The organism is Brevibacillus sp. NL20B1 (assembly GCF_018195675.1).
GTDB classification, from domain to species: domain Bacteria; phylum Bacillota; class Bacilli; order Brevibacillales; family Brevibacillaceae; genus Brevibacillus; species Brevibacillus aydinogluensis.
Window position 1 is genome coordinate 1 of record NZ_JAGTPT010000031.1, and the last position, 25,176, is coordinate 25,176.

Annotated in this window: 24 protein-coding genes; 1 reads left to right on the forward strand and 23 read right to left on the reverse strand. The window is 50.3% G+C overall.

All coding sequences use genetic code 11. The features are described from left to right. Positions 1–57 precede the first annotated feature (57 nt). The 8 genes from KDN35_RS17655 to KDN35_RS17690 form a co-directional block, all read right to left on the reverse strand. Positions 58–3,798: an IPT/TIG domain-containing protein gene (locus KDN35_RS17655; protein ID WP_212133423.1), complete on the reverse strand. Its 3,741-nt coding sequence runs from the start codon at positions 3,796–3,798 to the stop codon at positions 58–60. A gap of 205 nt (positions 3,799–4,003) precedes the next feature. Then, positions 4,004–4,363: a flagellar protein FliT gene (fliT, locus tag KDN35_RS17660; RefSeq protein WP_212133425.1), complete on the reverse strand. Its 360-nt coding sequence runs from the start codon at positions 4,361–4,363 to the stop codon at positions 4,004–4,006. Positions 4,364–4,375: 12 nt separating this feature from the next. Next, the gene (gene fliS, locus KDN35_RS17665) at positions 4,376–4,753 is read right to left on the reverse strand and encodes a flagellar export chaperone FliS (protein WP_212133427.1); all 378 of its coding nucleotides are present in this window, start codon (positions 4,751–4,753) and stop codon (positions 4,376–4,378) included. Positions 4,754–4,766: 13 nt separating this feature from the next. Further along, positions 4,767–6,248: a flagellar hook-associated protein 2 gene (locus KDN35_RS17670; RefSeq protein ID WP_212133429.1), complete on the reverse strand. Its 1,482-nt coding sequence runs from the start codon at positions 6,246–6,248 to the stop codon at positions 4,767–4,769. 11 nt (positions 6,249–6,259) lie between these two features. Next, positions 6,260–6,595: a flagellar protein FlaG gene (flaG, locus tag KDN35_RS17675; protein WP_212133431.1), complete on the reverse strand. Its 336-nt coding sequence runs from the start codon at positions 6,593–6,595 to the stop codon at positions 6,260–6,262. Between the two features lie 86 nt (positions 6,596–6,681). Further along, positions 6,682–7,746: a glycosyltransferase family 2 protein gene (locus tag KDN35_RS17680; protein WP_249179182.1), complete on the reverse strand. Its 1,065-nt coding sequence runs from the start codon at positions 7,744–7,746 to the stop codon at positions 6,682–6,684. A gap of 33 nt (positions 7,747–7,779) precedes the next feature. Further along, positions 7,780–9,708, reverse strand: coding sequence for a TPR domain-containing glycosyltransferase (locus KDN35_RS17685; protein ID WP_249179183.1), 1,929 nt, complete (start codon positions 9,706–9,708; stop codon positions 7,780–7,782). Between the two features lie 68 nt (positions 9,709–9,776). Further along, positions 9,777–10,601 carry a flagellin N-terminal helical domain-containing protein gene (locus KDN35_RS17690; protein WP_212133434.1) on the reverse strand — a complete coding sequence of 275 codons (825 nt, stop codon included), beginning with the start codon at positions 10,599–10,601 and terminating at the stop codon, positions 9,777–9,779. Between the two features lie 233 nt (positions 10,602–10,834). Between KDN35_RS17690 and fliB the strand changes: the two genes are divergently transcribed. After that, the gene (gene fliB / locus KDN35_RS17695; protein ID WP_212133435.1) at positions 10,835–12,073 is read left to right on the forward strand and encodes a flagellin lysine-N-methylase; all 1,239 of its coding nucleotides are present in this window, start codon (positions 10,835–10,837) and stop codon (positions 12,071–12,073) included. 49 nt (positions 12,074–12,122) lie between these two features. Here the strand turns inward: fliB and csrA are convergent, their stop codons facing one another. The 15 genes from csrA to metK form a co-directional block, all read right to left on the reverse strand. After that, positions 12,123–12,368, reverse strand: coding sequence for a carbon storage regulator CsrA (csrA, locus tag KDN35_RS17700; protein ID WP_212133437.1), 246 nt, complete (start codon positions 12,366–12,368; stop codon positions 12,123–12,125). A gap of 3 nt (positions 12,369–12,371) precedes the next feature. Further along, the gene (locus tag KDN35_RS17705; RefSeq protein ID WP_212133439.1) at positions 12,372–12,788 is read right to left on the reverse strand and encodes a flagellar assembly protein FliW; all 417 of its coding nucleotides are present in this window, start codon (positions 12,786–12,788) and stop codon (positions 12,372–12,374) included. Positions 12,789–12,803: 15 nt separating this feature from the next. After that, on the reverse strand, positions 12,804–13,376 hold the full coding sequence (locus KDN35_RS17710) for a DUF6470 family protein (RefSeq protein WP_212133441.1): 573 nt from the start codon (positions 13,374–13,376) through the stop codon (positions 12,804–12,806). Positions 13,377–13,395: 19 nt separating this feature from the next. After that, a complete protein-coding gene (flgL, locus tag KDN35_RS17715) occupies positions 13,396–14,283 on the reverse strand; it encodes a flagellar hook-associated protein FlgL (protein ID WP_212133443.1) in 888 nt (295 codons plus the stop codon). Between the two features lie 21 nt (positions 14,284–14,304). Next, entirely contained in the window at positions 14,305–15,783 is a 1,479-nt protein-coding gene (flgK, locus tag KDN35_RS17720) for a flagellar hook-associated protein FlgK (RefSeq protein ID WP_212133445.1), read from the reverse strand. A 13-nt stretch (positions 15,784–15,796) separates the two neighbouring features. Then, a complete protein-coding gene (locus KDN35_RS17725; protein ID WP_171564175.1) occupies positions 15,797–16,297 on the reverse strand; it encodes a flagellar protein FlgN in 501 nt (166 codons plus the stop codon). A 43-nt stretch (positions 16,298–16,340) separates the two neighbouring features. Continuing rightward, positions 16,341–16,616 carry a flagellar biosynthesis anti-sigma factor FlgM gene (gene flgM / locus KDN35_RS17730; protein ID WP_212133447.1) on the reverse strand — a complete coding sequence of 92 codons (276 nt, stop codon included), beginning with the start codon at positions 16,614–16,616 and terminating at the stop codon, positions 16,341–16,343. 148 nt (positions 16,617–16,764) lie between these two features. Further along, on the reverse strand, positions 16,765–17,193 hold the full coding sequence (locus KDN35_RS17735; RefSeq protein ID WP_212133467.1) for a TIGR03826 family flagellar region protein: 429 nt from the start codon (positions 17,191–17,193) through the stop codon (positions 16,765–16,767). A 251-nt stretch (positions 17,194–17,444) separates the two neighbouring features. Further along, positions 17,445–18,338, reverse strand: a complete 894-nt coding sequence (locus tag KDN35_RS17740) for a ComF family protein (RefSeq protein ID WP_212133449.1) — start codon at positions 18,336–18,338, stop codon at positions 17,445–17,447. After that, positions 18,317–20,263: a DEAD/DEAH box helicase gene (locus KDN35_RS17745; protein WP_230077477.1), complete on the reverse strand. Its 1,947-nt coding sequence runs from the start codon at positions 20,261–20,263 to the stop codon at positions 18,317–18,319. The genes KDN35_RS17740 and KDN35_RS17745 overlap by 22 nt, the downstream gene beginning before the upstream one ends. Before the next feature lie 109 nt (positions 20,264–20,372). Continuing rightward, positions 20,373–20,744, reverse strand: a complete 372-nt coding sequence (locus KDN35_RS17750) for a glycosyltransferase family 2 protein (RefSeq protein WP_171564206.1) — start codon at positions 20,742–20,744, stop codon at positions 20,373–20,375. A gap of 70 nt (positions 20,745–20,814) precedes the next feature. After that, a complete protein-coding gene (locus KDN35_RS17755) occupies positions 20,815–21,522 on the reverse strand; it encodes a response regulator (protein ID WP_171564171.1) in 708 nt (235 codons plus the stop codon). A 29-nt stretch (positions 21,523–21,551) separates the two neighbouring features. Next, the gene (locus KDN35_RS17760; protein WP_171564170.1) at positions 21,552–22,694 is read right to left on the reverse strand and encodes a sensor histidine kinase; all 1,143 of its coding nucleotides are present in this window, start codon (positions 22,692–22,694) and stop codon (positions 21,552–21,554) included. Continuing rightward, on the reverse strand, positions 22,691–23,710 hold the full coding sequence (locus KDN35_RS17765; protein ID WP_249179184.1) for a polysaccharide deacetylase family protein: 1,020 nt from the start codon (positions 23,708–23,710) through the stop codon (positions 22,691–22,693). Before KDN35_RS17765 ends, KDN35_RS17760 begins: the two co-directional genes overlap by 4 nt. 125 nt (positions 23,711–23,835) lie before the next feature. Further along, positions 23,836–25,041 (reverse strand): methionine adenosyltransferase, encoded by a 1,206-nt coding sequence (metK, locus tag KDN35_RS17770; protein ID WP_171564204.1) that lies wholly within the window; start codon positions 25,039–25,041, stop codon positions 23,836–23,838. Positions 25,042–25,176 lie beyond the last annotated feature (135 nt).

The following is a 25,176-nucleotide window of genomic DNA, read 5'->3' on the forward strand; positions in this document are numbered from 1 at the left end:
GACCAAAGCCCCCAGGAAGGCTTTGGTCCAACCTTTTATGATCCACATATCAAATTTTTATTTGTATTCAAATGGCATCGTATTACTTTCTCTACCGTCCGGATTGACGATTTTTATATCGACGATACCGGGTCCAGCTGCAGGGGGTGACTTGACGATAAACCGCTTCGAATGATAATAATGGTTAATTTCCCCCTCTACATCGCCGAAATAGACTTTCATTCCCGGATCAAAATCGGTTCCGTCAATATATACAAGCGTTCCACCAGCGACGGGTCCGCTCGTCGGATAGATCTTGGTAATTTTCGGAGGTTGCGGCTCCGGTGGTTTATCGTATGTGAAAGTAGTTGTTGCACTTTGTCCATCCGGTGTAGTTACTACTACGTCTACTGGACCGTATACCGAGCTGCTCGGCGTAATAAAGCGAAAACGGGTGCTGTTGTAATACGTAGCGATATTGACCGGTGTTCCGTTAACAGTCAGAGTCATGTCTGGATGGAAGTTTTTCCCGTCAATATATACTTCCGTGCCGCCAGCCATCGGACCATTCGCGGGATAAATCTTCGTAATCACAGGAATTGGCACCTGATACGTATACCCATTCGGGTACGTATACGTTTGCCCATCAGGGTTGGTAAGCGTAATGTCAACAGGACCTACATAACCGTTGGAAGGCGGAGCTTTAACTCTCACCCTGGAACTGCTGTAGTAGTAATCAAGAGAAACAGGAATGTCTCCAAATTTGACTTCGGCTCCCTTTTTGAAGTTGACACCGTCGATATATACCAATTCGCCGCCTGTGGTTAGTCCTACATCAGGCGAAATTTTGGTGATTTCTACCGGTTCTGGCTTGGGAGCAATATACGTAAATGCTCCAGGAAGAACGCCTTCTTGAGAATCTGGATTCACAATTTTTACGTCTACTGGCCCATCCACTGACGAAGCTGGGGCTTTTACCAATACCCGAACCTTGGAATAGTATTGGGTGACAGGTGCTTCAACATCACCGAAGTACACCTTCAGACCGCTGGCAAACTCTTTACCGTCGATGTAAACGTCAGTTCCACCGGCAATTGGACCACTGGTCGGATAGATTTTCGTAATGCTTGGCGGTGCAGGAGGAGGTGGAGCAATATAGGTATACCCATCCTCTATTACTGCTTCCAAACCGCTTGGATTTACGATCTTCACTTCCACGGGACCTGCGACTGAAGAAGCCGGTGCTTTGACCAAAATGCGCGTTTTGGAATAATACTGGGTTACTGGCGCTTCGATCCCGCCAAAGTACACTTGTAATCCGCTGGCAAACTCCTTGCCATCAATATAAACATCGGTTCCTCCCTCCATTGGACCACTGGCCGGATATATTTTTGTAATGCTTGGTGGCGCAGGAGGCGGAGGCGCAATATACGTATATCCTTCTGTCTTGACCGTCTCATCGCCATTCGGATTTACAATCTTAACATCCACCGGTCCGGCCACATTGGAAGCAGGCGCCTTTACCAGGACACGAGTCTTTGAATAATGTTGAACAATAGTTGCTTCCTGTCCTCCAAAGTATACCTGTAACCCGTTTTCAAAGTTTTTCCCATCGATGTATACGTCGGTTCCCCCCGCTTGCGGACCACTTGCGGGGTTAATATTTGTAATGACAGGCGGCTCAGGAGGAAGTTGTTCCAAATACGTGTAACCAAGGGGGAGTACAGCCTCTTGATTGTCCGGATTTACCACTTTGACATCGACTTCTCCGGGAGCAGCCGCCGCCGGGACGTCAATGTTAATTTGCGAACTAGACAGATACGTTACAGTTGCTTTAGTAGGCCCAATGAAAACGTTGGCTTTGGATTGGAAATTCTTTCCCGAAATTACTGCCTTGTTTCCTCCCGCCAACAACCCGCTGTTGGGCGTAATCGAAGAGATTTCCGGTTTGGGCAAAACAGGTGCCGGTTTATAGGTATAGGCATCTTCTAACGTTGCCGCTTTACCGTCAGGATTTACAGCTTTTACATCGACCACACCGGCTGCATCACCCGCTGGTGCAATCACAGCAACGCGATCGGCAGAATAGTAGGTGTGGATAGCTGCTTCTTTCTCACCGAAATAGACTTTGACTGCCGGATCAAATTTCTTTCCTTGTATAAAGACCAACTCGCCGCCTTTAAGTTCGCCGGTAGTTGGCGAAATGTACGAAATGGAAATTTCCTCAACCGGCGGAGCGTTATAGGTATATCCCCCGGGTACCGTTACAGTCGTTCCATCCGGATTCGTTAGAACAACATCGACAGCTCCCGGTGCATCCCCTTCCGGTACGGTAACCCGGAAATAGGTCGAGGAGGTAAAGACCGTAACAGGTGCCGGTTTCCCCCCAATGGTCACGGTAATGCCATTCATGAAGTATTTGCCGTTAAAATAAATGGTATTGCCGCCAGCCAACGGACCATTGTTGGGGTCAATCGAAGTGACAATCGGGTCCGTTTTGTAACTGTAACCAATGGTGCCATATTGACCATCCGGATTCGTGACTTTCACCACTACGCTGCCTTGCTTACCCGGAGGTGTTACCGCTGTAATCTCATTGGCACTAATGACTATTACGTTCGATGCGTTGAAATCCCCAAATTTGACCGTGGCGTTTGGTCTGAATTTGTCACCCTTAATGACAACGGTTTCTCCACCATCTGGATGTCCATAGCTTGGTTCGATAGAGGTGACGATTGGAGCCGGATATGTTACCTTGAGATTGACATTGGGAATTGATTTGCTGCGGTTTGCTCCGGCATAGTCTTTGTAGGTAATAATCGCATTTCCCGTCTTCGTGATAGGTAAAAATCCTGTCTTGTCCGGATCCTTTGGTCTGATTTTGTAGGTAAACGTCAGTGTATCGTTTTTCAGTTCAGCAAACTTCCACACCAACGTATTACCCGTTACTTCCGGTTTAGGTATGTTATTTTCGTAAGACCCAGGTACAATTTCAAAATCAGGTCCCACAACGTCGGTTACGGTCACATCATAAGCGGAGGCCAGGCCAATTTCTTTTACGATCGCCGCGTAGATTTCTTCCAATCCTTGAGAACCTAATACAAAATGATGATGGGCGGCCGTCGTTGCCATTTCTTTCAGCAGCAGGTTGGGCCCACTGGTATCAGGATTATCCGTAGATTTCAACAACGCGATGGTATAGAAAATAATTCCTGCTTCTTTGGCCACCTGCGCTCGTTCTTTAGCATACTGGTAAGCATTTCCCTGAGGCTCGGTAGCATCACCGTCAGTCATGATTACGATAACCGGTTGAGCCTCTGGTCGATGATTCTCGAGCAGAGCAATTGCCTTGTCAATGGCAGCACCGGTTGCAGTACCACCGTCTGCATAGATTTTGTCAATGTAACTCTTGGCTTCTGCTGCATTGGTTGTCAGTGGAAATGATCCGATCGTTGACGTTGAACTAAAATCAACAACTCCCACACGATGTTTGGAAAAATCCATCAGGTCAATAAACCCTTTTGCTGCTTCTTTTGCAGCGGTAATCTTATCCTCACCGTTGTTGTACTCGGGTCTCATACTTCCCGATTTGTCAATAATCAAAATAACATCGTTCGGCTGTACCACGTTTACCGGTGGCGTACCTTTGATGCTAAGAGATACTTCCGCTTCTTGTTCTGTGGAGATGGACGTCGGATTTACGCTCTTGCTGACCGACATGTAGTCATTGACAGCTGCATGAAGAGGCTTGAGCGGGGTTCCGACAAGAACAAGAAGCAGTGCCAACATAAAAGTGACACTCTTCTTAACAATCCCCATATTTTCCCTCCTAAATTCTGAATATATGAAAAAACAACAGCTAGGAAGCCATTGCTTTTCCCACAGAAAGACTCGCTTTCATCGGAATTTTCATTTATCGATACCCCATTAGTAATATCGGAATTTTAGACAGAAATATTTACTCTCTTACCAAACCTCTTCTTAAAAAAATAACAGCCAGATGTTGTACTGGCTGACCTTATCATCATTTTTTTACATCAAAGAATGCGCCGTAAGCTGTAGTTCCGTAAGTGTAGTTATATTTATCAAAGGCGGACTTGTGCTGTTGAAGTTCATTTAGTTTTTGCTGAACCGTTTCTTTCTGCTCCATAATCAAACGGCGTATGGTTTGATCAAGGCTATGTGCTTCCTGCAAGTACTGACGCGCTATCATGCTTAATTGGCCGCCCTGGGAAATGGCCTCATCAATGCACGTCATTAATACTTGTCGTTGCTCCAAAAAATTGTCCCATGTGGCATCAGATTCTTCCTGGCACACGTCCTCATGAAACTCTCGTGTCACCTGAAGGATCTGACTAGCCAACATCTCTATCTGCTCGGGCATTGTGATCACATCCTACCCTTGACGTTTGGCCAGGATCATTGCTTCCTTCCATGTATCCCGAAATTGCTGAAAAAAGTCTTCAACTTCGGTGAGTCCAGAAATATCCTTTTTCACGTTGGCCTCAATCAGACGCCGCAGCATATAATCGTACATCTTACGGAACTGTTCGGAAATCGGATAGGCATCATTCAGGGTATCCATCAACTCATACAAAATATTTTGTACCCGTATACAACTGTTGTTGGCTGTCTCATAATCATTTGATTCCAGTGCCGACTTTGCTTGCTTTAAGAATCTGAGTGCGCCATTATACAGCATCAGCGTCAACTCAGCCGGAGTTGCTGTTGTTACTTGATTCGTTTGATAGGTCTGTGCAGCATTATGCAACATCGGCATCCCCCTCTTACTGTTGACCGCCAAACAAGTTCATAAACCACGTACTTTGTGATTGCATTTTGGCCAAAGCACTTTCCATGGCAGTGAACCTCTTCCAATACCGATCCTCAATCTTTTGTAAACGGTCTTCCCATAGATTTATGTCCCTGTTAATGCTGTCGATACTGCGTCCAATAACACTGTCATCAACCGGATTTGTGGAACTTCCCGCTTTGTCTGTCAACAATTTGATAGTCTTACCAATCTCGTCATACAATCGTTGAGCCAATCCGGTTTCATTATAATTTTTCGTGCTGCTGTATTGGGTAAACAGGTTAATTACTTTCTCTCCATTTTCGCTGATTGCCTTCCGCAACTTTGTCTCATCAATGTACAATTTGCCTTTTTCCATGTACGCATATTTGCCATAGGGGGAACCGGTAATACCAATCTCACTCAAGGTGTCAAACGCTGAGTCTGCCCCCTCCAGTTTGTTAGACAAAGCAAACCGCATCGCATCAAGGCCACTAGACAGAATCGAGTCTCGCAGGAGAATGCCGCTTTTGGCCATGTTCTCCAACTTTTCAGCCGTTTTTTCAGGAAGCTCCTGCTTTTCTTCGTCCAGCAACGGCTCGTACCCTTTGTATTTTTTCTCGGATATTTTATTGTTTATCTTTTCAATGACCTCATTGTATTTGTCGACAAAACTTTTGATAATCGAAAATACGGCGTCTTCATCTGTACGAACACTAATAACGATTGGATCGGTCGTTACCTGCTTGAGGTTAATTTCCATACCGTCATACGTAAAGGTATTGCTTGTGATACTATGTGTCACTCCGTTTATTTCCACAATTCCCGGCGTTCCAGGCTGCCCGGCCGTCGAGTTTGTGGTGGTTCCATCTGGACCCATTCCAAGTACGGTGCCATCTCCTGAAACGTTTATATCGAATGTACTTCCGTCACTTGACGTAAACACCAGTTTATTGTTCAAAAAGGATGCCTTAACCCCTGTGCCGGTCTGATTAACTCTGGCAATAATACTGTCGATGGTATCCGTTGACGAAACCGTAATTGTGGCGGAAGATCCTTTGCTGGTCGAAATGGAGAAAGAAAAGTCGCTTCCAATTTGTGTCTTGGAATCTGTAATGGACGAATCGACGGACAGTGCTGCACTTGGAGGAACAGCAGGCTGTGCCAACTGAGTAACCTTAATGGTATAACTGCTCAAAGAAGGGGTTCCCTTCGTTGTCACAGACACAGCTGCATCATTATTCGAAACAGCTTTTTTCTTATTGAGATTACTTGCGAAGCGCAGATTGTCCAGCGACTTCTGCAGTTCAAGCAGAAGTGCATTCATTTCTCGATAACTGTCGCGTTTCCATTCTTCCAGCTGTTTTTTACGTTTCAGTCTGTTGAGCGGCTCCCGCTCAACTTTCATCAGGTCTCTGACGATCTTATCTGTATCAAGTCCTGATGCAATTCCCCCAAGGCGAATCGGACTTATCATAACAAAACCTCCTATCGTTTCTCATCAATTAACAGACCGATCATTTCGTGCATCTTTGCAACCATATCAAGAATTTTTTTCGGAGGAACCTCACGAATCACTTCATTCGTTTGGTCATCAACGATTTGAACAAAATACTCGTTCAGTTCCTCATGGAAGGTAAATCTCAAGTGGGTACTAGTTGTTTGGATAAATTTGTTAAGGCTTTCGATTTCCTTTACCAGCTGTTCCTTGGATACAGTATGCGTCCGTTCGGCCACAGATGGACTTCCCGCAATCACAGAATTGGGAAAATCCGCACTTTTTTGGATAGGTATGCTAATCTGAGCCTTGGAACTAATCTCCATCACTAATTCCCCCTAAACATCCCTATACTGTATGTATCGGCACCTTTCCAGCAATAATTGAGATACATTTAGGGAGCTGCCCTGAATTACATTAATAATTTCAGGCGGGTCATGGCTGGCTGATAATTTAGTTTTGCTGCCTCTTGATAGTAATGTTTGGCCTTATCCGTCATCCCGAAAATGTCATAAACGACAGCCAAATTATAGGCAGCCAAATAACTTCCCACTCCCACAACACTGTCACTGCGCTCAGATTCCCCCAGTTCAAGACAGGTCAGAAAAGCCTGTTCTACCCAATCGAGCATCTCAAGCCTTCCTTGAATGTCTTCTTGAACATATTCCAAGAAAAACAAGCCTGCCACAAAGTGAAAGTCAGGGAATTTTTCAAGGTGCTCCCTTTCTCTCATGATAATTTCCATGCCATCTTCCAGATTCCCATTCGCGATCGTGTTGTACAAGTAATCAACAACCAGTGTGGGATAAAACCCTTCCTCTCGGGTTAACTTCCGATAGGCCTGCGAAAAATACCGATCTGCAGCTTGGTAATTTTTTTTATTTTTGTAGTTAATGGCGATGTGATGTAAAAGATACGGATCATAGGGCCTCTCTTCCAACTCTTTCAATAAGAGGGGCAGGTTTCGATCCGTTTTGTCTGTTTGATAATATCCGTCATGATGCACCTCAATCCCCGTTCGGACGTGGGGTAACTCTGATACAATCTGTTCATGGATTCTTCCCTGATAATATACACCTCTTGGGAACAGGCGGGATGCCCACTGCCGCAAATAACGGACTTCGGATTCATGCACGTACTTACTCACAATCATAATTCTTCCGATTGCTTTTTTTGAGTTGATAAAGTTGTCTATCAACATGCGGGAGGTGTTCACCATGTATTCGTCCGCATCAAGGACTAGAATCCAATCACTGCTAGCTTGCCGCAGGGCGTAGTTACGCGCATCTGCGAAACTATCCGTCCAGGCGTAATCAAATACTTTGGCTCCACATCGCAGCGCAATCTCCTTTGTCTGATCGGTTGACCCAGTATCGACTACGATCATTTCATCGACCAAGTCTTTCACACTGTCCAGACATCGTTTTATGTTCTTCTCTTCATTTTTAACAATCATCGTGAGACTAATGGTACCCATCGATCATCAACCTCCGACGTAAATTCGGTACAATTAGTGATTGATTACGTTAACAGATAAAGATCGAAGGTAAGACGATTCGGGGAAATAATTCATCGCTTTGAGGATAACGTTCATCAGTCGGTCCCGTTCCTGCATTTTCACATAGAGTTGAATTTGCCGTTCATAAACGCAATACTCGCGGGGATTTGCGGATTCGGCCTCCTGCAATAGCTGGAGCGCCAGTTCCCAATTCTGTTGGCGCATGGCACAATCCGCCATTTTGATCAGAATGGCGCAAAGCGTCTGGGCGTCGATTTCCCCATGTTGTTCCAGATAGTATTGATACAATTCAAACGCGAATCCAAATGCCCCTTGTTGAAAGCAAATCTCAGCCGTTTTCAACAAAACGCCCTGTTCTACAATAAGGTCAGCATATCCAAGCAGCTCCTCCCATTTATTCAGCCTGACGAATATGTCCATCAATAAAACCAGGTCATCTTTTTGGATGGATGCAGACTCTTTTAATAAGAGAGCCTGCAACGATTGCGGCAAGGAAGGAAAAAGGTCACGCAATGCCTCTTCACTCCCTGCAGCCAGTGCTGCCGCAATAGCATGAACCGCATCATGAGTCGCGCCTTCTTTTTTGTACCGTTCACGGTAGAGAACCAATGCATCCGAATAATGACCTAGTAAAAGGTGCAGCTTGGCAATGTGGGAGGATAGTTGTTCTCTCTGATCATCCCTTACCAAATTCATGTAATAATCGGCAAGAGCCCCATTGTTGGCTTCAAGGGAAACATTTACAAGCAGCAGCACATCTTTTACATTGCCGTAATCATATATCCTCGACAGGAAAGGAGAAATATTCTCCGGATTTTCATGCATAGAAAAAACGCGCACCAATTCAAGCAGCGCCCGATAGTTGTATTTGTCCAGGCGAAGAGCTTTAACAAGACATTCAACGCATCCCGGCAAATCGTTAACGGCATAAAGAAGTTGTCCCATCACGGTCAATACCTTGGTGCTGGTAAAGTAGGCACTGGATTGTGATGTGACCGAGTCCGTCAATCGCTGCATACCGGATGCAAACGCTTCTACAGCATCGTGGAATCGATTCTGCCTCCGATAGACATCTCCCAGGAAAAAATAAAAGTCAGGAAAATTCGGGTAGGCATGAATCGCTTCCTGAATAAGTTTCAATCGTTTTTCGATCGGATAATCCAATGCGATCATGCAGTTAATCATATTGACGTAATTTCTTTCATACAGGCCAAATAACGTTGCATTTTTAAACTGCAGCACTTTATGGCCAAATTGCAATGCTTCCTCATATTTGTGATCAATTAGGTATGACTCCGATATATAAAAGGCCACATCGCTGCTTTTCGGATTTTGATTCCATTCTTTAAACAGCAGGGCAAGATTTCGCTTGCTTTTTTCTTTTTCCGCCACTGTAGAACGAGAATACCCGCTATGATAAACGACAACACGGTCAGTCGCAAACAGTACGTTCAAAGGGGCTTTATCACTTACCACTCGCTCATGGATAGCACCTACATAGCGGATATCCGGATCATTGCGAAAAAGACGTACTTGCGGGGAGGCACTGATAGGCTGGTTGTTGGACAAATCGTAATTGGTTAACATAACGGCAATCAAGTCGTATTGTTCACGTTGTGCTTGTTTTATGACCTGATGGAGTTGGGGGGCACTCTCCGCTGCAAGCTGTTCGTCTGCATCCAGAAAGATGATCCAATCGCCCGTTGCCTTGGAAAGTGCAAAATTCCGGGCAGCAGAAAAATCATCAATCCATTCAAAATGATAGACAGACGCACCACATTGTCGGGCAATTTCCACCGTCCGGTCTGTCGAGCCGGTATCGACAACGATCATTTCGGATGCAACGTTTTTCACACTTTCCAGGCATGTGGAAAGGCATTTTTCTTCGTTTTTCACAATGACACAAGCTGACAGCTTCATATTCCCGTTCCTTTCGTCAATTAGGAAAAAAGAGAGCAAGAAATACTTGCTCTCTTTTTTTGATTCTATTAGCGCAGCAGTTGCAGAACGCCTTGCGGCAGTTGGTTGGCTTGCGCCAGCATGGCTTGAGCTGCTTGAGTAAGAATGTTGTTCTTCGTGAACGCCATTTGTTCTTTCGCCATATCCAGGTCGCGGATACGGGATTCAGCAGCTTGCAGGTTTTCTGCAGTGATGTTCAGGTTGTTAATGGTGTTTTCCAGACGGTTTTGGTTTGCACCCAGATAAGAACGAGCTGCGCTCACCAGGTTAATCTTATCCTCGATGTCTTGCAGTTTGGCATTGGCTGCATTTTGGTCAGCATAGACATAGGCGGCACTATTGAGATCACTTGCAATAGAAGTGATATTAAAGCTAACTGCCGTCAAGGTCAATGTTTGAGCAGATTCGATACCGATTTGCAGGGTGATGTCTTGGGAACCATCGAGGAGCGTGATTCCGTTGAACTTGGTGTTGGTCTTGATGTTATCCACTTCTTTTGCCAGTTCAGCGATTTCCTCGTTGATACGAGCCAAATCGTTAGTTTGGTCATAGGTACCGTTAGCAGCTTGAACAGTCAGCTCTTTAATGCGTACCAGGATGTTGTTTACCGTTTGCAGCGCACCTTCCGCAGTTTGAACCAGGGAGATACCGTCTTGCGCGTTGCGTGCAGCTTGCTCCATACCGCGGATTTGGGAACGCATGCGCTCGGAGATGGAAAGACCGGCAGCGTCGTCAGCGGCGCGGTTGATGCGGTAGCCGGAAGACAGCTTCTCTACGTTCTTTGCCAGGTTGCCGGTGTTGATGCCCAGTTGGCGATGGGTGTTCATTGCAGACAGGTTGTGGTTGATAATCATCTGCTTTTTCCTCCTTGATTGTGACAGTCACATCCATGTGACTCTAAATTGACGGGATTTGAAGCAATCGCGCGCTTGCCCATTTCCCCTACACTAGTGTTATCGGCGAGCTTCGACAAAAGATTTAGAGGTTTTTTCAAAAAATGTTTTCCTCGTACTTCATATCTTTGAACTTAGCAGTTTGTTTATTTTAGCCGATACAATACATATGGATGAAGAAGGAGGCCTGCACCATGAAGGAACACAAAAACGTTACCCTTGTCCCCCAATACTTGCGGAAGTTTTCATGCATTGGCTCTGAGTGTGAAGATACCTGCTGTGTCGGGTGGCGAGTAGATATCGACAAGCGAACCTATCTGAAGTACAAGCAGGTAAAAAACGCCTCTGTAAAAACATTACTGAATGAAAGTATCAGAAGAACTCGAAAAAATGCTACAGAAAAAAACTATGCCCATATTAAACTCGACGACAACCACTCCTGCCCTATGCTAACCAAAGACAGGCTTTGTCAGATTCAACTAGAGCTCGGGGAAGAATACTTATCAAACGTTTGCAGCTCCTATCCCCGTGTCGCCAATATTGTAAACGGCACGATTGAAAAGTCCTTGACCTTGTCTTGTCCTGAAGCGGCGCGGCTGGCCCTATTGAACCCCGAAAAAATGGAATTCGACGAAATAATAGAGGAAGCAGACAAGAAAATGGCCTTAAATGGCGTCCTAAAAGTCGGCAATGAGGCCTATAATCTTTCTAGCTATTTCTGGAATTTACGTATCTTTTCGATCAGCCTCATCCAACAGCGACGCTACAGTTTGGCTGACCGGCTTATATTATTGGGCATTTTTTTGAAGGATGTCGACCGCCTTGTCGAAGAACAGCAGCACACTGCCATTCCCACTCTGGTTGACAATTATCATACATTGATCGAACAAGGGAGTCTGATCGATAGCCTGAACCAAATTCCAATTGAACCCACCCTGCAAATTAAATTTCTGAAAAAAATTATTGACATTCGTTTGCTATTAGGCTTGCACCACAAGAGGTACTTGCAATGTCATGCTGACTTTCTTTCCGGTATCGGATTTTCTGATGATGCCCCGTTGGAGGACATTTCCAGTCGTTATCAATCTGCTTATCACAATTACTACAAACCTTTCATGGATCAACACGAATATATTCTAGAAAACTATCTTGTCAATTATATCTTTAAAAATCTGTTCCCGCTTGGTTCCAATAATAAGTGCATGGAGGATTATGTAAAACTCATTCTTCATTACGGTATTATTAAAATGCATCTAATTGGGATCGCCGGTCACTACCGAGACTCCTTCAATGAATCTCACGTCATCACCTGCATCCAATCAATTGGCAGGGTCGTAGAGCATAATAATAAATATCTAAGCTATTGTTTGGAACTTCTGAATACGTTAGACGTAAACTCCCTGGCCGGAATGGCGATTTTTATAAAAAATTAACAAAAAAAGAGAGGCTTTTCATAAAGGGCAAAGCCTCTCCTTCTTTAAATTATTCATATTTATCTTTATCCGTTTTTCCAAGCAAACTTACTATTGCTGACAAATCATGTTTTATGTGCGAGGCTTCCTTGTTCTCCTCCTGGATGGCAGTATAGATTTCCTTCCTGTGAACGTCTATGTCTCGCGGCGCCTTTATTCCAATTCTGACGACATCACCGTCAACAGACACGACTGTAACCTCAATACTGTCACCAATCATGATGGACTCATTCTTCCTCCGTGATAGTACCAACATAAGTTATCTACCTCCCGGAGGGTTTTCTCTTCTGGATAGAGGAGCGCGCACCTCATAGTCCTCATCCAGTATCATTTGCTTGGCCATTCGATTATCCAAATTAACGACAATCGGGGCCTTGAGATTGACAGTGATTCCGTTTTCACGAGGAGTAACAATGGTAAAGATGGTTACGGAAGATTGGTCTGTAATATGCAGCGCTTGCTTGATCGGCTCTTTTACTTCAAATTCATAGTTGTCGAAAAACAGAAAGGGATCAATGATCCAAAATCCTACCTTCTCATCTTCCATGGACAAGAGCTGGAGAAAGGGAATTTCGGAGTCTTCCTGGACGATCTGAAAAAATTGCAGGTGCGGAAAACCTGGCACCCCTTCTTCAAAGTATACTTTTCCAATCTCCATCTTACGGCCAGTTGTCATATGCCTTTCTCCTTTTCACATCAACCGATCAACCTGCAGGCCGACGACTTCTATCTTCAGCCGATTGTACTGCTGCATGTATATCTGCGCTTTTCCCGGCGTGTATTTTAACACGGGTGGTCGGATTTGGGTATGGTTCTCAAATCCTTGTTTTTGGATATTGATCAACGTAATGCCATGACGAAACCCAATGTCCACCCCTTCGTCGGGATAGAGCGGGGTCGGCAAGGGTGTGGGGGTAATGCCGAACCTGTCAGCCGCCTGTTCGGGGATGGGGTCCTGCCGGTTTTCGATCGCCCGCAGTTGGTCCCCCTCCTGACTGATGCGGGCGATCGCTTCCAGCCACTGCTGTTTGCCGAAAGCGGCGTTGTCGTCGCTGAACTGCAGCGGTGTTCGCAGCCCGAGGCTGTATCGGGCGCGGCTGGAGTCGATTGTGATTTCGCCGGGGTCCTGCCTGATCTGCAGGATGGCCGGCCTTTGTCGAAGCTGGAGGTCAGCATGCGGCTGCTGAATTTCCTGCACAGGTTTTTGAACGGAGATTCCGATCCGCGCCATCGTGCTCTCCATTCGCAAGGAAGCAATGGGCATGTGCGTCTACCCCTTGATATTATCGCAGAAAATCAACCAACGACGGCTGGATGATCCTCGCCCCGGCAGACAGCGCGGCCCGGTGAACATTCTCCTGTGCCTTCAGTTGGGTGATTACTTCGGCGATGTCCGCATCCTCGTTTTTGGACATCAACCCGGTAATGGAGACCTCGCTTTTGGACAGCCTGTCTTCCACCAGTTCCAGCCGGTTGACTCGTGCCCCCAGAGCGGCCCGTTCGGTCAGTACAAAATCAGCCTGCTGTTTCAATTGGTCAGTGTATGCCGTCGCAGCGTTGCCATTGTTCAACTCCGTGACTATGTTGTCCAGCAGGGTAAAAATGTTGTTCCCGGCCGGATTGTTAAACACATTCTGCGCGTTGATGTTGATCGGCACATACGTATTCTCGCTGATTTCCAGTCTAATCAGCGAGCTGTTCGTGTTGGTAAACTGGCCAGACGCGGTATCGTAAGGCGGTCTGGTGGAATCTGTCCCGGCAAAAATATACCGCCCGTTCACCGTCTGGTTGGCTATATTGCCCAGGTGGTTTTTCAGTTCAGCGATTTCCATGGCCATCATTTTCAAGTCGTCATTGGACAGGGTGCCGTTGCCGGAGGCCACCACCAATTCCTGAACGCGCTTGTACACGTTCCCCACTTCATCCAGTGCCTGGTCCGTGGTATCCAGCCAGTTGAGCGCTTCCGTCGTATTTTTTGCGAACTGGTCGTTTTCAATCAGCGAGGAGCGGTAAAACATTCCCCTCGTCACAATCACCGGGTCATCAGAAGGTTTGGAGACCTTTTTCCCCGACGACAACTGTTCCTGCAGTTTATCCATGTTGCCCATCGAATTGTACAGATTTCGCAGCATGTTGCGGTTAAGCATGTTTTGCGTTACGCGAACAGCCATGTGTTACCCTCCCTAACGACGTTACAGACCGACTCGGCCCATGCCGTTAATGATCCTGTCCAAGATTTCGTCAACAGCTGTGATGGAACGCGCTGCGGCGTTGTAGGCGTGTTGGTACTTGACCAGATTGGACATCTCTTCGTCGATGGAGACGCCTGACACCGATTCGCGTTGTGCCGCCACCATGTTGACAATGGTTTCCGAGTTTTTCTGATTGCGGATGGCTTCCTGTCCTTTTACGCCCAGTTCGCCAATGGTGTACCGGTAATAATCGTCCAGTGTTGTCGCTTCTTTGAAGTCAGTGGGACCTGCTCCTGCAGGGATGATCTTGAATTTGATCTGAGCGATGGCCAAGGCGTTTTCGTTATTGCCTGCCACTACGCTGCCGTCCGGCTCCGGTCTGGCTGCGGCGATGGCATCCAGACTGGCCAAAATGGCCGGGTTGATCGCGATGTTGGCAGCTCCGGTCGGATCCGCAGTGCCGCCACTTATCCTGTCAACAAAGAACGGGATTTGGGACGAACCGCCACCGGCGTTAATGTCGTTGATGCTGTATCCCAACTTGTGCACATTGTTGATTTCCCTGGTCAGATTAATGGCGAGGAGATCGAGACGCTCCATCGTGCCGGGAATCAGCACGTCCCGCGATTCCAATATGGCAGTGATTGCGCCAGATGTCGGTTTGAAGCTGACCCCGCCAATGGTAAATTCATTGAGACCGGTCTGCGGATTTCTCACCGCTGCCACCGGAACCGAGGTATACCCGTTTACCAAGTCCCGGCCGTCCACCTGAATGTCCACCATGCCGTTTTCCACATAGCTAACTTTTACCGGCACCAGCTTGGACAGCTTGTCGATCAACACGTCCCGTTGGTCATACAGGTCGTTTGGCACATACCCGTGCGGCACGACGTCGTTGATCATCTTATTAACAGCGGCGATTTGCTGGGCCAGCGAATTGACCTCAAGCGCTTTGACACCGACGACGTGATCCATGTCCTGCTGGACTTGCTGAAGCTGCCTGTACAGATTGGCAAATGTTTCGGCTACCGCAATGGACCGCTCCCGCACGACAGCACGGGTAGACGGGTTGATCGGGTCTTTGGACAGATCTTGCCACGCCTGCCACATCTGGTCCATGACCTTTTGCAACCCCGTCTCGGAAGGCTCCTGCAAAATCGCCTCTATTTTGGCTAGGGCATCAACCCTTTCGTCCCAATAGCCAAGGATTTTGTTTTCGTTTCGAAACTGGAGATCGAGAAAATCCTCACGCAGACGCTGGATATCTGACACCATCACACCAGTACCCAACAAGCCGGCCTCTCTGCTCATGTTCAGGCCGACATACGGAATGCCAGTAGTCGCAACCATATTAACGCGCTGCCGGGTGTAGCCTTCCGTATTGGCGTTGGCGATGTTGTGGCCGGTGGTATTCAATGCCGCTTGCTGGGCAATAAGCCCGCGCTTGCTCACTTCCAACCCATGAAATGTTGAACGCATGATTGCACCTCTTTTACGCTTTGGTATTGAAAAAACTGCGATGGCTTCCGCGGAACGCCTCCGCCGTCGGATTTCCGTAGATAAAGTCATCCTCCGGCGCATCTGTGATCAGGTTGAGCGTCATGTTGACAAAAGAAAGGGACTGTTCCAACAACTGCTGATTGAGCTCGTTGGCATCCCGCAGTTCAGAGACAATCCGCATCAGTTCATCGCGGTACGTGGTCAGACGCATCTTCTCTTCCGCGCTGGTCGTCAGCTTGATCAGGTCAGAAAGCGTGCCGTTGTCCCGGGTGAAACCCAGGGAAGCAAACAAGTGAGCTGCCACAGCCTGGCGGGCTTCCTCGGCGCTGCCGACAGCCTGGATCAGTTTCTGTTCCTGCTTGGTGATGGCCACCAGTTCGTCGACGTCACCCTTGATCAGCACGTCCTTTTTTTGTACGGCAAGCGTATACAGCGCCTTGTGCAGTTGAATCAAGTTGTCGAGCAGTTCGTAGAGTTCATGCCACTTCGTCATGAGGACACCTCAGCTTTCCCCTCGAGGTCGTCATACGCGTCCCTTACAGCTTGCGCCAGAAGGACAGGATTTTGTCGGCGAGCTTGTCGCTGGGAACGCGATACGTCCCGTCCTCCACCTGTTTTTTCAAGCGCTGTATCTTTTCCCGTCGCGCGGGAGAGTCGGGGTCCTCCACCTGCTTCAGCATCTCCAGGGCTTCCGCTGAAATGTTCACTTCATCCTTGCCCATGGACAGCTTGCGCCCTTTGCCAACCGGCGTCTGCCCCGTTTTATTGTAGGCATTTATCATTCCCGTGCGGTTCGGTTCCTGAATACGCATCTGAAAAACCATCCTCTCAATCCAAACAGACATAAAAGACTGGGAGCAGGATCGCTCCACATCCTCATCATAACAAGAAAACCGATGATACTTCTTTAGTAGTATCATCGGCAAAATACCGGCAAACGATTAGTTTTTTCCGCGAAAACTATTCGTCACGATTCTGCTTTCTTCGATATGTAGCTTCTAACAAGCGAGCCCGCTTTTCTTCTTCCAGACGCCGCTCGACGTCGAGATCCAGCACGATGTCCCGCTGCAGATGCTTGGTGCAGTCGGCACAATACTGTCCGCTGCGAATCAAAAACCCGCATCGATCGCAGGGATAGCCCATGTTGGGGTTGTTGGCAATCGAAATTCGTCTCTCTTTGATGAATCGGGTAATCTGCTTAATGGAAACTCCGGTTGCTTCACTGAGCTGATAGATCGTCGCCCCCCGGTTCTCCCGCTTGCGCAGAAAAGAGGCGCACCGTTCATATTCTTTTTCTATCACCTGATGACATGAAGGGCAAATATCGCGAACGACCTGCACAAACAGGGTACCGCAGCGTGAGCAGTTAGACAGTTTGCCCAGTGACATAAGCACAACTCCTTTGATCTCCCCGTACTTGCTCTTGATGTTCAACCCGTTGTACTTCCATCATAGCGCATTTTTTCCAAGATGGCTATGAAGAGAATAAAAACATGGAGAGGGTTGGCCGTCTCTTAAATTAATAAAACGGAGCTGCCGGCTGCGCGGTGCATGGAAAAACCATATGAAAAACCGTAACGAAAATCTTCTCCTTTAAAGTCGATGCCCTTGATGGCAGTCGCAAACAGGCAGGCTCGATGCTACCGAAAGACCGTCAGTGAATAGACGCGGCAGCCATGCCCCACCTGATCCCTAATTGTCTTTGCGCAGGCACGCAGCGTGGTGCCGGTGGTGTAAATATCGTCCACGAGCAGAATGGCGTCGGAAGCCTTGAACAGACGCCCAAGTAATGCCGGGCCAACTCTTTGCCGCCAGTACGACGCATCCCCGCGTACACGGACACCTGATCCGCCGCCATCCGCAGTGATCTCCATCTCGCGGCTGCGACAGGACACAGGACCCACCCACTCAAACGCTCCCCGCATGCTCTCCTGCCGCGCGGTACGCCCGCCCTGCCTGCTCAGTTTCGGGGTATGCCTCGTCCGCGCCAGCAGGGGGACAGCATCTACGCCAATGTGGTTGCTCAGCCCCCGCACCATCAGCTCCACCTGGTTGAAGCCGCGCTCCCGCAAACGGTTGTCATGGAGGGGAACAGCGGCTGCACACCGGAATCGAATTGATCCGTAGTAGCGGTAAAAGGCCAGCGCCAGCAAAGCGGCAAACAAGCCGGCCATGCGTTCGTCTCCTCTGTATTTGAACCGGCTGAGCATCTCTTTTCCCCACTCGTTGTAGACCAGCAGCCCACGGTTGCCGGACAACGGTTCTTCCTCGACAGATGCGCAGTCCCCGCACTTCTGCTGATTTGACAGCAGGGGAAGCGTTGGGCCGCCCATGTCCCGTCCGCACTGGACGCAAATCTGCTCGCCCACGATCGGCAGGAGCCGAAGACAATCGGCACACAGACCCAGTCCGTCCAGCAGCCGGTAGACCGCCGGGTAGCGGCCGCTGCGCGCTATGGCCAGAGACAAGCGCCGGACTGTCTCCTCCCGCGAGGTCACCCGGCCGCCGCAGCTTACACACGGCTCTCGCAGCATGAACGCGCCTCCTTTTCCCGCAGCCGCTCCGCCAAACGGTTCATCCTGCAAATCTGCCTGATGGCAGCATAGGGGGCGGTGGAACGATGAGACTGGATAAACAGTATGGTTCCCTCCGGCGCGTCAGCGGAACGGCCCACGCGTCCGGCAATCTGGACGAGGGAAGCCTCGTCAAAAACGGGGGCATCCGCCCCGACGACAATCACGTCACTGCGCGGAATGGTGACTCCCCGTTCCAGAATGGTAGTGGTCACCATCACCGCAAAACGCCTGTCCCGAAAGAGGCGTACCTTCTGCTCCCGCTCCGGATCGGCGGCATGGACGCCCGCCAGCGCGTTTGCGTGATCCGGCAGCCGGGCCTGCAAATACTGCAGGACCCGGGGAACGTCCTCCACCCGCGGGACAAAGACGAACACCTGACGGCCGGCCGCGAGGGAAGCCTTGACGCCATCGAGCAGCGGCGGTACAGCACGCCCCAGCCGCATCCGCTTGTCCAGGGCAGCTACCGTGCACACCCTGGGCACCGGCAGGGGATATCCGTGATACCGCCCCGGCAGCAGCACGTGAGTAGCGGAGTGGGTCGGGAACCGAAAGGCGGATGGGACCAGCCGCTTTCGCAGATAGCGGGGCGGCGTGGCGCTCAAATACAGAGTTTTCCCGCCGGGCTGAACGGCGCGGGAAACTGCCCGGTACAAGACAGGGTTGTTGTGGTACGGAAACGCGTCTGCCTCATCCAAAACGACCAGGGGAAAGCGCTGATAGTAGCGCATCACCTGGTGGGTGGTGGCAACAGTAATGTCAGCGTCCTCCCATTTTTCCCGGCTGGACCCGTGAACGGCGATCACGCGCGCTGCCGGGAAAACGCGCTGCAGGCGGGGGGCCAACTCCAGCACCACATCCTTGCGCGGCGTGGCGATCAATACCTGTCCGCCATCCGCCAGCGTCTCCCGGATGGCAGGAAACAACAGCTCGGTTTTCCCCGCTCCGCAGACCGCCCACATCAAAAACGCCGCGGGCCCCGGTCTGCTGGCCGCTACGAAGCGTCTGGCCCGTTCCGCCGCAGCCGCCTGCATCTGCGAATACCGCCCCTCCCACTGGAGAGCAGCCGCCGCGCCGTCCTGGCGAAAGCGGGTGCGTCTGCCGGGAACGCAGAGATACGGCGTGCAGCATTTGCTTTTGCCCATGTCCAAACATGTCGTGCAGTATGCGCAGCCCTGCCCGCAGGAGTGGCAGAGCGTGAGCGCGATCCCCCGCTCGCTGCCGCAGCGTCCGCACCGCATCGCCAAACGCCGGCGCCATATGTCGCGTCTCACGAACAGCTCAATGCCCGGCCGCCACTCCGCTTTCCCGTCGAGTACCAGCCACTGCAAGCATTCCGTGCGCAGACTTCCCGTCCAGCCGCGCCGATGCAGAAAGCCGTCCAGCTCTTCCAACAGCAAAGCGCGCCCCTGCAAGAGCAGATGCAGCCGCTCACTGTCTGCGCGCAGATCGGGAAGGGCACCGGCGGACAGAGATGCTCCAGGACTTGGCGGAGCCTTTCCTTCGGCATCTGCTCGCTCATCAGTTTGCCGGCCATCGGAATCCTCCGTGTCTTCCCCGGTCACCTCAATCGAAAACCACTCTCCCCTGAGCGGCTGCATGTCCCCGGCTTCCCGGCCGTACAAGGCGTTGGTTTCCCTGACGTGTGCCAGCGCCCATTCCCGCATGGCGGCAATCTCCTCTTCCCCGACATCCCGACCCTGCAGTCGCGCGTTCAGCATCCCTCTCAGGTAAAAGGCCAGCGCCAGCGATGGGCTTTTGCCAATGACGTGGAGCCTGCAGCCGTCCCGCTCCCGCCAATACATCTGATCCACCGTAAAACACGGCGTCACATACACGTGCGCCGCCTCGTCGCCCACTTTTACATAGAGCAGGTACTCTCGCACACTACCGCCTCCGTCCCCCTTGTCTCTGCAAGACCAGTGTGCAAAAAGACAGCAGCTGTCTGCAAATATTTCGGGACCGTGAAGCAGCACGACAAAAGAAAAAAGCGCGTTATATCACGCGCTCCCACTCGTCTGTATGGCGAAGGTCTACGATCACGGCCGGGGCGTCGGCCACCTCTTCCTCCTCGTCGGCGCAGAGGCAGCCGGCCCGTTTCAACACAGCCGTGATCCCACATGTATCATCAGTCGATCCGTAATCGACATACGAGATGCGAATCGGTGTACCGCTCCAATACGAACGGGCATGCAGCCGCCGGACTGCGTATTCCAGCACCTGCTCAGAGTTGCCGAGCAGCAGCCGGTAATGCACGCATGATTGGTCCGCTCGCACTGCCATGCGGCTGATCCAGCGGTTTGCAAGTGTCACCAGCAGAGAGGAGCAGCCATATGCCGCCAACAGCCACACCACCAACTCTTCCATCACGGTCATACCTCCTCTTGCAATCAAGGTATGCCAGATGGCTTGTATATGGTGCAGCCGCCTTCCCTCTTTACAGTTTCACCCAGCCGTTTTTAATGGAAATGACTACAGCCTGTGTCCTGTCTTGCACGCTCAGCTTTTGCAAAATGCTGCTGACGTGGTTTTTCACCGTCTTCTCACTGATAAACAAAAACTCCCCGATGGCCCGGTTGCTTTTCCCTTCTGCCATCAGCTGCAGCACCTCGCGCTCGCGGCGGGTCAGCGACTCGATCACCTTCGGATCGACCGGCTCCGAATCCTCTGCCGCAAACGTCCGTTCCGCCACTCCTTCCTGTTCGCTTAAGCGGCGAAATTCTTCAATCAGCTTGCCTGTTACTTTCGGATGGATATATGCGCCGCCTCCGGCCACCACGCGAACGGCTTCCACCAGATCGTTCGTCCCCATCTCTTTCAACAGATAGCCGGACGCGCCGGAACGCAGCGTACGGTACACGTAACCTTCGTCGTCATGAATGGACAGGATGATCACACGGGTATCCGGGCTTACGGAAATGACGTGTTCCGCGGCGGAGACACCGTTGACATTGGGCATGTTGATGTCCATCAGGATCACATCCGGCTTGTGCTCCTCAGCGAGGCGATACGCCTCTTCCCCGTCGGAGCCTTCGCCGATTACCCGAAAGTCGCTCTCCATTTCCAAAATTCGTTTGACGCCTTCACGGAACAATTGGTGATCGTCCACAATTACAATCCGGATTTCTTGCTGCCTTTTCTCCATGTTCATCCTCCCTATGTACGATTTCGCACTCAATATTTAACCGGTATTTGAAACATCACTTTCGTTCCTTCTCCAGGCGACGACTGCAGCTCCATCGTACCTTCGAGCAGTTGCGCCCGCTCCTTCATGCCCAACAGCCCAAAAGACCCTCCTTTGGCTGTGAGCTGGTCTACATCAAAGCCGATCCCGTCATCTTTGACAACGAGAACCAGTGCATCCTCCAAAAACTCCAGTTTCACCTGGACCTTGTTGGCCCCCGCATGCTTTTCCACGTTGTTCAGGCATTCCTGTACCAGACGGAAGATGGCGGCTTTGACGGAGCTTTTGAGCGGCTGCTCTACTCCAAACACAACCAAGTCGACGGTAACCTGCGTTCGCTCCTCGTAAGTTTGAATGTATTTCTGCAGCGTGGGCACCAGCCCCAAATCGTCCAGCGCCATTGGCCGCAAGTCAAAAATGATCCGCCTCACATCGGCCAAACTCATGCGGACCATTTCTTTCAGTTCGTGCAGTTCCATCTGCGCTTCCAGAATGCGGTCATTTTTCAGCATCTTCTCTACAATTTCCGAGCGCAGCACCACGTTTGCCATCGATTGGGCTGGACCGTCGTGAATTTCACGCGCGACGCGCTTCCGTTCTTCCTCTTGGGCCTGAATAATTTTCAATCCCATCATCTGATGCTGTTTGGCCGTCTCCAGTGCTTCGTCGACCTTGCTCAAGTCGCCAGTCAGATATCCAAGCACAACGCCCATCTGCGTGACAAGCTTTTCTGCCCGCTCGATCGTCTCCTCCAGGTTGCGAAGCTGCCGCTCCAGATCATTGCGCCTGCGCTTCAGGTTGTTTTCCCGTTCCCGAAATATGGACAACTCTACCTGGATCCGGCTCGCTTCCTCGTACGCGATGCGGATGTCTTCTTCCGTATAGGTGTGGAAGTTGCGGCTCACCAGCACCAGCCGGTTGCGCGACTTGCGGTAGGCGAGCTCCAGCGCATCCACCTTCTGAATCACTTTGGAAATTTCTTGTCGCAATTCATGCAATTCCAGCTTTAACGTGTTACCCTGCTGGCGTGCATGTTCGGAAATCTCAAAGATTTGCGCCTTGCTTGCCTCCACCGTCTCAATCGTTCGTTTAATTACTCCATCCAACATGCTGATGCTGATTGCCTGGTTCATTCCTGCTCTCCTTCAAATCCGTTTTTCGCTTTCGTAAACAGCTGGTGGAGTTGGGCAGTATCCATCTCGCGCGAGCCGACGTCAAAACGCGGGATCTTAAGCGGATTGACGCCGGGTGTCACCACTCCCGGATTGGAGTTGAACACGTAACGGTAGCCTGCTTGTTGGGCGGTCTGCAGAACGATGTCATTAAAAAAGCCGAACGGCAAGGATATGGTTTCCACCGGTCGGCCCACCAGATCGCTCAGGCCGACACGGGACATGGTAAAGTCAACGTACAATCGGTTCCGGTATTCCTGCTCGTTTTCCAAGCGCTGCAGATCCTCCATGTAAACGGGAGCAGTCTCGGGCCCCCATTCTCCCCATTCGTTGCTGGCGGCTTGTTCATGCAGACTGTATGTGTGTGAGCCGATATCCACCAGCCCGGAAACGAGCATTTCGTTTATCTGTTGGCGAGTCAACGGTGTCGTCATATTTTCTCGCTTGCGCTCCGCGGTGTCCCGCAGCCGACCTGCAATAGCAAAATTGACGGATGGAAACTGGTACTGCCGCAGCACGGGAAACGCATGCGTGTAGTAACTCTCGTATCCATCGTCAAACGTAATCAGCACGGCGTTGTCGGTAGACAGCACGCCAGTGTCGACAAAACGCAAAAACTCCGACAACGAAATCGGATGCAGGTCATTCTCGCGCAAAAACGCCATATGCCGGGCAAATTGGTCCGGGTCAATCACATAGCGTTGGTTCGATTGATTCGACACATGGTGGTAAGTCAGCACCACCACCCGATTTCGATACCACTGCCTGGGTACGACGGCATCCTCTTTTTCTACCGTTCGTTCCCGCGCTGCAGCAGTATCATCCCCGCTTGTGCTTATAGACGTAGGAACCGGGGGAAAATGTTGCACTTTCGGCATGTAGGTATTTGGAAGATGCACACCCCCGAGCAGTCCGGCAGTCACGACCAGACCGAACGACACCAGAATGAAAAGGAAGAAGGGCCACCTTTTCGGCAACAAAATCCCTCCTTAAGCCTACATAGTGATTCGACACCAGAGAACGGATTCCTTTATGACCAGATTACCATTCCTATCCAAGAAAAAAAGCCTAGTGCGTGCACTAGGCTCTCCCTACTCGGTTGTTATTTCAACAGACCGGCAGCGTCCTGTTTCAGCGCTTCTGCCTTGTCTGTCTTCTCCCACGGCACATTCAGGTCATTACGCCCAAAGTGACCGTATGCCGCAGTCTGTTTGTAGATCGGACGACGCAGGTCAAGCTGTTTGATGATACCTGCCGGGCGCAGGTCAAAGTGCTTGCGGATGAGCTTCACCAGCTCCTCCTCGGCGATCTTGCCGGTGCCAAACGTATCCACGCTGATGGACACAGGCTGTGCCACACCAATGGCGTACGCTACCTGCACTTCGCACTTGTCCGCCAGGCCTGCTGCGACGATGTTCTTCGCTACGTAACGAGCAGCGTATGCACCGGAACGGTCCACCTTGGTCGGGTCTTTGCCGGAAAACGCGCCGCCGCCGTGACGAGCGTAGCCGCCGTAAGTATCCACGATGATTTTGCGTCCGGTCAAGCCGGCGTCGCCCTGCGGACCGCCGATCACGAAACGGCCGGTCGGGTTGATGAAATACTTGGTCTCGTCATCCAGCAGTTCTGCAGGAACGATTGGCTTAATGACGTGTTCCATCAGGTCTTTTTTGATTTGTTCCAACGTCACTTCCGGAGCGTGTTGGGTGGAAATGACAATGGTGTCGATGCGAACCGGCTTGTCGCCGTCGTATTCCACAGTCACCTGGGTTTTGCCGTCCGGACGCAGATAGCTGAGCGTGCCGTTTTTGCGCACCTCGGTCAGACGACGGGCCAGCTTGTGCGCCATGCTGATCGGCAGCGGCATCAGTTCAGGCGTTTCGTTGCAGGCAAACCCAAACATCAACCCTTGGTCGCCAGCGCCAATCGCTTCGATTTCCTCGTCGGTCATTTTGCCTTCGCGCGCTTCCAGGGCCTGGTCAACCCCCAGGGCGATGTCGGCAGACTGCTCGCCGATTGCAGTGATGACGCCGCAGGTGTCCGCGTCGAAGCCAAATTTGGCGCGATCATAACCGATTTCGCGGATCGTGTCGCGCACCAGCTTTTGAATGTCCACATAGGTGTTGGTGGTAATTTCACCCGCCACGAGCACGAGACCGGTGGTTACGGACGTTTCGCAAGCAACGCGAGCGTTCGGATCCTTTGCCAGGATCGCATCCAGAATGGCGTCGGAAATTTGGTCACAAATCTTATCCGGATGACCTTCGGTGACAGATTCAGAAGTGAACAGGCGACGACCTTTTTGCAATGCCATGTGTACGACCTCCTTTAGACTCATACAAATAGTGTGGTGGCCGAAACAGGTTCTTATCAGTCGAAGGCACATGCAAAAAAAAACCTTTTCCGTTTGAGGAAAAGGTGCTTGTTTTGATGCGTTCCTTAC

Bases quoted from the DNA above. Each gene is read 5' to 3' on its own strand.
- KDN35_RS17655 (WP_212133423.1), bottom strand. From the start codon at position 3,798: ATGGGGATTGTTAAGAAGAGTGTCACTTTTATGTTGGCACTGCTTCTT.
- fliT (WP_212133425.1), bottom strand. From the start codon at position 4,363: ATGCCCGAGCAGATAGAGATGTTGGCTAGTCAGATCCTTCAGGTGACA.
- fliS (WP_212133427.1), bottom strand. From the start codon at position 4,753: ATGTTGCATAATGCTGCACAGACCTATCAAACGAATCAAGTAACAACA.
- KDN35_RS17670 (WP_212133429.1), bottom strand. From the start codon at position 6,248: ATGATAAGTCCGATTCGCCTTGGGGGAATTGCATCAGGACTTGATACA.
- flaG (WP_212133431.1), bottom strand. From the start codon at position 6,595: ATGGAGATTAGTTCCAAGGCTCAGATTAGCATACCTATCCAAAAAAGT.
- KDN35_RS17680 (WP_249179182.1), bottom strand. From the start codon at position 7,746: ATGGGTACCATTAGTCTCACGATGATTGTTAAAAATGAAGAGAAGAAC.
- KDN35_RS17685 (WP_249179183.1), bottom strand. From the start codon at position 9,708: ATGAAGCTGTCAGCTTGTGTCATTGTGAAAAACGAAGAAAAATGCCTT.
- KDN35_RS17690 (WP_212133434.1), bottom strand. From the start codon at position 10,601: ATGATTATCAACCACAACCTGTCTGCAATGAACACCCATCGCCAACTG.
- fliB (WP_212133435.1), top strand. From the start codon at position 10,835: ATGAAGGAACACAAAAACGTTACCCTTGTCCCCCAATACTTGCGGAAG.
- csrA (WP_212133437.1), bottom strand. From the start codon at position 12,368: ATGTTGGTACTATCACGGAGGAAGAATGAGTCCATCATGATTGGTGAC.
- KDN35_RS17705 (WP_212133439.1), bottom strand. From the start codon at position 12,788: ATGACAACTGGCCGTAAGATGGAGATTGGAAAAGTATACTTTGAAGAA.
- KDN35_RS17710 (WP_212133441.1), bottom strand. From the start codon at position 13,376: ATGCCCATTGCTTCCTTGCGAATGGAGAGCACGATGGCGCGGATCGGA.
- flgL (WP_212133443.1), bottom strand. From the start codon at position 14,283: ATGGCTGTTCGCGTAACGCAAAACATGCTTAACCGCAACATGCTGCGA.
- flgK (WP_212133445.1), bottom strand. From the start codon at position 15,783: ATGCGTTCAACATTTCATGGGTTGGAAGTGAGCAAGCGCGGGCTTATT.
- KDN35_RS17725 (WP_171564175.1), bottom strand. From the start codon at position 16,297: ATGACGAAGTGGCATGAACTCTACGAACTGCTCGACAACTTGATTCAA.
- flgM (WP_212133447.1), bottom strand. From the start codon at position 16,616: ATGCGTATTCAGGAACCGAACCGCACGGGAATGATAAATGCCTACAAT.
- KDN35_RS17735 (WP_212133467.1), bottom strand. From the start codon at position 17,193: ATGTCACTGGGCAAACTGTCTAACTGCTCACGCTGCGGTACCCTGTTT.
- KDN35_RS17740 (WP_212133449.1), bottom strand. From the start codon at position 18,338: ATGCTGCGAGAGCCGTGTGTAAGCTGCGGCGGCCGGGTGACCTCGCGG.
- KDN35_RS17750 (WP_171564206.1), bottom strand. From the start codon at position 20,744: ATGGAAGAGTTGGTGGTGTGGCTGTTGGCGGCATATGGCTGCTCCTCT.
- KDN35_RS17755 (WP_171564171.1), bottom strand. From the start codon at position 21,522: ATGGAGAAAAGGCAGCAAGAAATCCGGATTGTAATTGTGGACGATCAC.
- KDN35_RS17760 (WP_171564170.1), bottom strand. From the start codon at position 22,694: ATGAACCAGGCAATCAGCATCAGCATGTTGGATGGAGTAATTAAACGA.